We start from the raw sequence: 8,539 nt of genomic DNA on the forward strand, positions 1-8,539 counted from the left end.
GCTGCGCTGGAGTCCGTGAGGGCTCCCAAAGGCGGCGCCTGCTGTGCAGGCGAGCGCAGCCTGACGGCAGCGGCTACAACGACCCGAAACATCACCTGGAACAGGGAGTTTGCACCGTGAGCGAAGACACCAAAACCAAAGGCCCAGCCTCGTACTTCCCCTCCATCGAGAAAAACTACGGGCACCCGATCAAGCACTGGCTGGACCTGCTCAAGACCGTCGGCGACAAGAAGCACATGGAAATGGTCGCCTGGCTCAAGGCCGAGCACAAGATGGGCCATGGCCACGCGAATGCGCTGGTTGCCTACCACCTGGCAGCGGCGAAAAAAGCCTGACAGTACCCCATCACCCGGCTACCCGTGCTACAGGCTCTTCATGTATTCGATCAACGCATAGCGGTCGTCATCGCTGAACGACGATGCGCCATAGTCATGGCCCTGGTTGGAGTTGCCCAGCAAGGACGTGTCATAGGTAAACGGGCTGCCGGGCCCAAAGTCATCGATATAACCGACCTGCTGCGGATCAAACACGATCGAGCCGACCTTGAAGCTGGATGGACGCTGCGCTGGTGGTAGCAGCAGGTCATACAGCGTGCGGACCGAGCCGTTGTGCAGGTACGGCGCCGTTGCCCAGATACCGGTCAGCGGGCGTGCCTTGTAGGCCAGCGTCGGATAGGCGTTGATGTCCTTGGCCATCTGGTAGCACTGGTCAAGCCGCTGCAGCTTTGCCGAGCGGCTTGAGCGCAGGAATGCGAAGAAGCCTTTTTCCACTATCGGAGTGGGTGGCGGCTTGACGTTGAGGAAATCACGCAATGCCAGCTCAACCAGGGTTTGCTTCTGGTTCAGCAACACCTCCCGGGCCGTGACGCCCAACTGGGCCACCAAGGGTGTCTCATCGTTGACCCTGCCGGACAGATCGTTGAGCAGCGCACCCTTGAGCTGGCCGGCAGGGCTGGTGAATTGAACCGCGTTGCAGGCCATCCAGGCGTCGGTGGCAATCAGGTTCTGGCCTTCTGTCGCGGGGTTGATCGCCACCATCTTGGCGACGATCTTGCTTTTCAGGTCATCGCGCGACAACGGCAGGTGGCAGCTGGAGCAATTGGCGGCGAACAGTGTTGCGCCTTTGTGCTGCTTGGCTGGGTCGATAGCGCCAAGCTTGCCCGGCCATTTTGGCGGTTTCAGGCGCTCCAGGGTGCGTTCAAGGTCATCAAGGTTGTCCAGGCGCACGCTCGAGTCGAAGCCTTTGAGGAAGGCGTCCGAGCGAAAAGCCACATCCCCGAAGACACCCACCACTTCCGATGCGTTGCGTGCCAGGGCGCCGATATCCAGGCCATCCTTGCCCAAGCGCTTGTTTGGCGCGACACCGTTCCACTGTACCTTGTCGTGCTGCGGGGTGTTCCACAGGAACGGATAGCTGACCGGGGCATCCGATGGGTTGGGGGTCGGGTTCGGGGCGTCATTGAGCTGGGCAACCCGGTTCAGGATGTGCCCGACGGCGTCGACACGGCCGGGGCCGTATTCCAGGTCGGTGTGATTGAGCGTGGCACTTTTTTCGAGGAACTGGTTCAAGGTGCCCAGTGCGCCGGAAAGCGCCTGGCGATTGTCTTGTGTGTCACTACCGGCCAACACTTTTGCCGCAAAGCGCTCGAACTTCTCGGCATCGCTTTGGGTCGCGGCGAGTGACTCGCGGATGGCGGCTAGAAACTTCTGGAAGTCGGCATTGGTCGGGCCACCCTGGATTTCCCAGGTGTGGTTGTCAGAGGACAGGTTGGCGGTGTGACAGGCCGCGCAGTTCATCCCCACCCAGGGCTCGCTATCGGACTGATCGCGCATCCAGCGCAAGCGTGAAAACGTCAGGGCCTTGTCACTGCCCTGGTCGACCACAAAGCCGAGGGGCACCCGATAGGATTTATGGTTGAACGTCAGGGTGCGGGGGGTATAGCCATAGCTTCTGATATTGGCATCGGACAGCAGGGGTACTTTCGAGTCCTGCACCTCCAGCGCCATCATCCAGCTCAGGGGCACCAGGCGTGATCCTTGGGATGTGTCCTGCCAGGTGGCGAGGTCTTTTGCGCTCCAGTTCTGATCCAGTGCGTATTCATCGGCCAGTATCACTGGCGATGTCAGGCAGGCGGCGCTGATGCTGACCACCCTCATAATTGACTTCAGTGTCATATTCTCGATCCTTCGTGGCGGCTGCCAGGATTGTTGTTATTGGTGCTTCAGGCTCACGGGTGGTGCGCTGTACTTGTGCTGTTTTGCTGGGTGGTCAGGCCGGGGCAGCGATGGTGCGTGTCGCCATCTCCTTCGCTTGGCTGCATCCTGATTAGCAGCGTAGAAGACTTTCCGGGCGCTTACGTCGAATCGCCAGAGGGTTACTGGCAAACTGAGATATATCGTCCCTTGCAGTAATGATTTGTGCACCTCCACGCCAGTCGCTAGACTCCAGCCCATGAGCCGCTCATTGCGCGTTTGCCTGATCTTCCTGCTTAGCCTGGCGCTTCCCCTCAGCGGGATGGCGGGCGTGCAGCTGGCGAGCGAACCCTGCCCGATGCAGAGCATGGGCATGGCAATGGTCGACGGCATGGGCCCGGACTGCTGCCAGGACATGCACACCTCCGCAGACCACGGCAAACCCTGCAAGCCAGGCCAGGAGTGCAAGTCTGGCGGCATGCTGCAAGTCGCGCTGAACAAGCCGCCCGTCACCTTGTCCAGCGCCGTTGTGCTGGCCTTCCCCCGCGATACCCTGCCTATCGCGTCCTCCTCCGGGGTCTGGCGACCACCCCGCGTTTGATTCCTGTAGCTCCCTGAACCGTATTCCGCTTGGGCGGGATGCACGTCTGCGCGTTTGCCTGAAGCGCCGCGCAGTGGATCATCACAGGAATCACCACCATGAATGCCATGTGCTACCGCACCGGCTGGCCCCGCGTGGCCGCCTTGGCCGCAGGCCTGTGGGCCATGCCGAGCCTTGCTGCGCCCCTGACACTCGATGAAGCCTTGCGGCTGGCGGAAGACACTGCGCCGTCGCTGCAGGCGCAAGCAGCCAAGCTGCAAGCGGCGAACCTGGCCGCCGTTCCCGCCGGCGAGCTGCCCGACCCCAAGCTGCTGCTGGGCCTGCAGAACTACCCCATTGGCGGCGCCGACCGCTGGCAACTGGATGAGGACTTCATGACCATGCAAATGGTCGGGGTGAAGCAGGAGATGCCCAACCGCGACAAGCGCCGGGCGCGGGTTGAGGTGGCCGAGGCGGGGGTCGAGCGGGCTGCCGCAGAAAGCCGCATCGAGCGCCTGAACGTGCGCCTGGCCACGGCCCTGGCGTGGATCCGGCGCTATGCCGTCGAGCGCAAGGATGCGCTGTTCCAGGACTTCTACCGGGAAAACCGCCTGTTGGCCGAGAGCGTGCGCGCGCAGATTGCCGGTGGTCGAGCGCAGCCCGCCGATGCCGTCACCCCGAAACAGGAGGCGGCCCAGTTGGCGGAACAGCAGGACGACCTGGTTCGCCAACGGGCGCAAGCCCAGGCGGCGCTAAAGCGCTGGATCGGCCCCGCAGGCAACCAGACCCCAGTGGGCAACTTCCCCCAGTGGCCCATCGCCCTGGCGGGCGACGGCCATACGTTGCAACACCATCCGCAGCTGGCGGCATTCGCGCCCCTGACCCGCGAGGCCGAAGCCAAGGTGCGTGAAGCGCAGGCGCAGAAGCAGTCCGACTGGAGTTGGGAGCTTGATTACCAGCGCCGTGGCCGGCAGTTCGGCGACATGATCAGTGTGCAATTCACCTTCGACCTGCCGCTGTTCCCCGACAACCGGCAGAACCCCAGGATTGCTGCGCAGCGGGCGGAGCTGGAGCGTCTGGACGCGGAACGTGAGGCCATGACGCGCGAGCACGCCGAGCGCCTGGAGTCGGAGCTGGCCGAGTACCAGCGCCTGAACCGCGCGGTAAGTCGCAGCCAGGACAGCCTGTTGCCGCTCGCCAGGGAAAAGGCCGACCTCAGCATGGCCAGCTACCGCGCCGGCAAAGGTGACCTGGGCGACGTGATTGTGGCCCGCCAGCAACTGGTCGAGGCGCGCCTCAAGCATGTCGATTACGAGGAGCAGCGCGCGTTGACCCGCGCCCGCCTGTACTTCGCCTATGGGGAGGGGAAGCCATGAGCCGGCAAGCTTGGAGTGTCTGTTTGCTGGTGGGAGCCACCCTTGGCCTGGGGCTTCTGGGCGGCTATTGGCTTGCCACGCAGCGGCCGGACGGGGAGGCAAATGCCGGGACATCAGGCGAGCGCAAGGCGCTGTACTGGTACGACCCGATGTTCCCGCAGCAGCAGTTTGACCAGCCGGGAAAATCGCCCTTCATGGACATGCAGCTGGTGCCGCGCTACGCCGACGCCACGGCAACGGGTGAAACCCTCAGCATCGACCCGGCCCTCGCGCAGAACCTCGGCATGCGCCTGGCCACGGTCATTCGCGGCGAACTGGCCGCCAGCCTCGACGTGGTCGGGGTATTGGCGTTCAACGAGCGGGATGTTGCGGTGATACAGGCGCGCAGCAATGGTTTTGTCGAGCGCGTCTACGCTCACGCGCCTGGCGATGTGCTGGCAGCCAATGCGCCGCTGGCGGATTTGCTGGTGCCGGAGTGGGCCGCCGCGCAGGAGGAGTTCCTTGCACTCAAGCGTATCGGCGATGCCGCCCTGCTGGCGGCGGCGCGCCAACGCCTGCGCCTGACCGGCATGCCGGCGGCGCTGATCGCCCAGGTGGAGCGCAGCGGCAAAACACAGCCCATCACGACCCTCACCACGCCCATCGGCGGCGTACTGCAAGCCTTGGACGTACGGGCGGGCATGACCGTGGCCGCCGGCCAGACGCTGGCGCGGGTCAATGGCCTGGGCAGTGTCTGGCTGTCGCTTGCCGTGGCGGAATCGCAAGCAGGCTCGATTGTGCCGGGGCAAGCCGTGCAGGCACGCCTGCCGGCATTTGCCGGTGAAGTGCTGGCCGGGACGGTCAGTGCCATCCTGCCGCAGACCAACCCGGACAGTCGTACCTTGCAGGTTCGAGTCGAGCTGCCCAACCCTGAGGGACGCCTACGGCCGGGCCTGACTGCACAAGTACGACTGAACCGTTCGAGTGGCCCGCAGGTGTTGTGGGTGCCGAGCGAGGCGGTGATCCGTACCGGCCGCCGGGCGTTGGTGATGCTCGCCGAAGACGCCGGTCGTTACCGGCCTGTGGAGGTGCAACCCGGTCTCGAGCAAGACGGCAGAACCGTCGTGCTCAGGGGCCTGCAAGCGGGGCAGCAAGTGGTGGCCTCCGGGCAGTTTTTGCTTGATTCCGAGGCCAGCCTCAAGGGGATCGAAGTAGTACCCCTTGCGCCCGAAGCTGAAGCGGGAGGCCAGCCATGATCGCCGCCCTGATCCGCTGGTCAGTCGCCAACCGCCTGCTGGTGCTGCTGGCCACGCTGTTTGTCAGTGCCTGGGGCATCTGGTCGGTGCAGAGCACTGCCATCGACGCCTTGCCCGATTTGTCCGATGTGCAGGTGATCATCCGCACCCCCTATGCCGGGCAGGCCCCGCAGATCGTCGAGAACCAGGTGACCTACCCGCTGGCCACCACCATGCTCTCGGTGCCTGGGGCCAAGACGGTACGCGGTTATTCCTTCTTTGGTGACAGCTACGTCTACGTGCTGTTCGAAGACGGCACCGACCTGTACTGGGCGCGCTCGCGGGTGCTGGAGTACCTGAGCCAGATACAAGGCCGCCTGCCGGCCAGTGCCAAGCCGGCATTGGGGCCGGATGCCACCGGGGTGGGCTGGATCTACCAGTACGCCCTGGTCGACCGCAGCGGCCAGCACGACCTGGCGCAACTGCGCGCCTTGCAGGACTGGTTTCTCAAGTTCGAACTGAAGACCCTGGCGAACGTTGCCGAAGTGGCGACCATCGGCGGCATGGTCAAGCAGTACCAGGTATTGCTCGACCCGCTCAAGCTGGCCAGCCAGGGCATCACCCAGGCGCAGGTGAGCGAGGCCATCGGCAAGGCCAACCAGGAAACCGGTGGTGCGGTGCTGGAGTTGGCCGAAAGCGAATTCATCGTGCGTGCATCCGGCTACCTGAAAGGCCTGGAGGACTTCCGCGCGATCCCGCTCAAGCTGGGCGCGGGATACGTGCCGGTGACCCTGGGGGATGTCGCCACGGTCCAGTTGGGGCCACAGATGCGCCGTGGCATCAGCGAGCTGGACGGCGAAGGTGAAACCGTGGGCGGCGTGGTCATCCTGCGCAGCGGCAAGAACGCCCGCGAGACCATCGCGGCGGTCAAGCACAAGCTGGACGAGCTGAAGCAAAGCCTGCCGCCGGGGGTGGAGCTGGTGACCACTTACGATCGCAGCAAGCTGATCGACCGCGCCGTGGAAAACCTCGGCTACAAGTTGCTCGAAGAGTTCATCGTGGTCGCGTTGGTGTGCCTGGTGTTCCTCTGGCATTTGCGATCATCGCTGGTGGCAATCATCTCCCTGCCGGTGGGGGTGCTGATCGCCTTTATCGTCATGCGCCACCAAGGAATCAACGCCAACATCATGTCCCTGGGCGGGATTGCCATTGCCATCGGCGCGATGGTCGATGCGGCGGTGGTGATGATCGAGAACGCGCACAAGAAGATTGAAGCCTGGCACGCCGCACATCCAGGGCAGGCGCTCAAGGGCGAGGCGCATTGGCAAGTGGTCACCGACGCGGCCGCCGAGGTGGGCCCAGCGCTGTTCTTCTGCCTGTTGATCATCACCCTGTCGTTTGTTCCGGTGTTCACCCTGCAAGCGCAGGAGGGCCGCCTGTTCGGCCCGCTGGCGTTCACCAAGACCTACGCGATGGCGGCAGCTGCCGGGCTGTCGGTCACGTTGGTGCCGGTGCTGATGGGTTACTGGATACGCGGGCGAATCCCTCGCGAGCAGCATAACCCGCTCAACCGGGGGTTGATCACGCTCTATCAGCCGGCACTGAACGCCGTGCTGCGCCGGCCCAGAACCACGCTGCTGGTGGCGGCCCTGGTGTGCTTGAGCACGCTCTGGCCGATCTCGCGCCTGGGCGGCGAGTTCCTGCCGCCGCTGGATGAAGGGGATCTGCTTTACATGCCCACGGCACTGCCGGGGTTGTCGGCGCAGAAGGCCGCGCAGTTGTTGCAGCAGACCGACCGGATGATCAAGCGCGTGCCGGAGGTGCTGCATGTTTTCGGCAAGGCCGGGCGCGCGGAAACCGCCACCGACCCGGCGCCGATGGAGATGTTCGAGACCACCATCCAGTTCAAGCCCAAGGCGCAGTGGCGCCCGGGGATGACCGCGGAAAAACTGGTCGAGGAACTGGACCGGGTGGTACAGGTGCCGGGCTTGACCAATATCTGGATCCCGCCGATTCGCAACCGCATCGACATGCTCGCCACCGGCATCAAAAGCCCGGTGGGGGTGAAGATCGCCGGCAGCAACCTGGCGCAGATCGATGCGGTTGCCCAGGCGGTCGAACGGGTGGCCAAGGGCGTACCCGGCGTCAGCTCGGCGCTGGCTGAGCGCTTGACGGGCGGGCGCTATATCGACGTGGACATCTACCGCCAGGCCGCTGCGCGCTACGGGCTGAACATCGCCGATGTGCAGGCGGTAGTGGCCGGGGCGATTGGTGGTGAGACCATTGGCGAGACCGTCGAGGGGCTGGCGCGCTTCCCGATCAACCTGCGCTACCCGCGTGAATGGCGCGATTCGCTGGGGGCGCTGGAGCAGTTGCCGATCTATACCGCGCAGGGCAGCCAGATCACCTTGGGGCTGGTGGCAAAGGTCTCGGTGAATGACGGCCCGGCGATGCTCAAAAGCGAAAACGCCCGGCCTTCTGGCTGGGTGTACATCGATGTGCGCGGGCGGGATGTGGCGTCGGTGGTGGCCGACTTGCGCCGGGTGGTGAGTGAGCAGGTGGGTTTGCAGCCTGGCATGAGCCTGAGTTATTCGGGGCAGTTCGAGTTTCTCGAGCGGGCCAATGCGCGGCTCAAGCTGGTGGTGCCGGCGACGCTGATGATCATCTTCGTGCTGTTGTACCTGACCTTTTCGCGGTTTGACGAGGCGTTGCTGATCATGGCGACCTTGCCGTTTGCGCTGACGGGTGGGGCGTGGTTCTTGTATGCGCTGGGCTTTGATTTTTCGGTGGCGACCGGGGTTGGCTTTATTGCGCTGGCGGGGGTGTCTGCCGAGTTTGGCGTGATCATGCTGCTGTACCTGAAAAACGCCTGGGCAGAGCGCGTAGGGCAGGGCGAGCGTACTCAAGCGGGGTTGCTGCGGGCTATTGAAGACGGCGCAGTGCAGCGTGTGCGGCCCAAGGCGATGACCGTGGCGGTGATCATTGCCGGGCTGTTGCCGATCTTGCTCGGTGGCGGTACGGGCAGCGAGGTGATGAGCCGCATTGCCGCGCCGATGGTGGGCGGGATGCTGACTGCGCCGTTGTTGTCGTTGTTTGTCATCCCGGCGGCTTATCGCTTGATGCGTCGGCGGGAGGTGGTTTGACCCGGGGGTACGGGCCTCATCGCCGGCAAGGCTG

At 64.2% G+C, this 8,539-nt stretch carries 6 protein-coding genes; 5 read left to right on the top strand and 1 reads right to left on the bottom strand.

What is annotated here, in order from left to right; all coding sequences use genetic code 11:
• The first annotated feature begins 116 nt into the window (after positions 1-116).
• Positions 117-335: a DUF4287 domain-containing protein gene (locus M5G11_RS26405; RefSeq protein WP_273913972.1), complete on the top strand. Its 219-nt coding sequence runs from the start codon at positions 117-119 to the stop codon at positions 333-335.
• Between the two features lie 27 nt (positions 336-362).
• Here the strand turns inward: M5G11_RS26405 and M5G11_RS26410 are convergent, their stop codons facing one another.
• Positions 363-2,174, bottom strand: coding sequence for a di-heme-cytochrome C peroxidase (locus M5G11_RS26410; protein ID WP_273913967.1), 1,812 nt, complete (start codon positions 2,172-2,174; stop codon positions 363-365).
• A gap of 277 nt (positions 2,175-2,451) precedes the next feature.
• On the opposite strand from M5G11_RS26410, the gene M5G11_RS26415 reads away from it, so the two are divergent.
• From M5G11_RS26415 to M5G11_RS26430, 4 genes are all read left to right on the top strand, one after another.
• Positions 2,452-2,793, top strand: coding sequence for a hypothetical protein (locus M5G11_RS26415; RefSeq protein WP_273913968.1), 342 nt, complete (start codon positions 2,452-2,454; stop codon positions 2,791-2,793).
• 98 nt (positions 2,794-2,891) lie between these two features.
• Positions 2,892-4,148, top strand: coding sequence for a TolC family protein (locus M5G11_RS26420; RefSeq protein WP_273913969.1), 1,257 nt, complete (start codon positions 2,892-2,894; stop codon positions 4,146-4,148).
• Positions 4,145-5,383, top strand: a complete 1,239-nt coding sequence (locus tag M5G11_RS26425) for an efflux RND transporter periplasmic adaptor subunit (RefSeq protein WP_273913970.1) — start codon at positions 4,145-4,147, stop codon at positions 5,381-5,383. The genes M5G11_RS26420 and M5G11_RS26425 overlap by 4 nt, the downstream gene beginning before the upstream one ends.
• Positions 5,380-8,505: an efflux RND transporter permease subunit gene (locus M5G11_RS26430; protein ID WP_273913971.1), complete on the top strand. Its 3,126-nt coding sequence runs from the start codon at positions 5,380-5,382 to the stop codon at positions 8,503-8,505. The genes M5G11_RS26425 and M5G11_RS26430 overlap by 4 nt, the downstream gene beginning before the upstream one ends.
• The last annotated feature ends 34 nt before the right edge of the window (positions 8,506-8,539 follow it).

Origin of the sequence: Pseudomonas fontis (assembly GCF_028656955.1) — a bacterium.
Classification (GTDB): Bacteria; Pseudomonadota; Gammaproteobacteria; order Pseudomonadales; family Pseudomonadaceae; genus Aquipseudomonas; species Aquipseudomonas fontis.

Bases quoted from the DNA above. Each gene is read 5' to 3' on its own strand.
- M5G11_RS26425 (WP_273913970.1), top strand. From the start codon at position 4,145: ATGAGCCGGCAAGCTTGGAGTGTCTGTTTGCTGGTGGGAGCCACCCTT.
- M5G11_RS26420 (WP_273913969.1), top strand. From the start codon at position 2,892: ATGAATGCCATGTGCTACCGCACCGGCTGGCCCCGCGTGGCCGCCTTG.
- M5G11_RS26415 (WP_273913968.1), top strand. From the start codon at position 2,452: ATGAGCCGCTCATTGCGCGTTTGCCTGATCTTCCTGCTTAGCCTGGCG.
- M5G11_RS26430 (WP_273913971.1), top strand. From the start codon at position 5,380: ATGATCGCCGCCCTGATCCGCTGGTCAGTCGCCAACCGCCTGCTGGTG.
- M5G11_RS26410 (WP_273913967.1), bottom strand. From the start codon at position 2,174: ATGACACTGAAGTCAATTATGAGGGTGGTCAGCATCAGCGCCGCCTGC.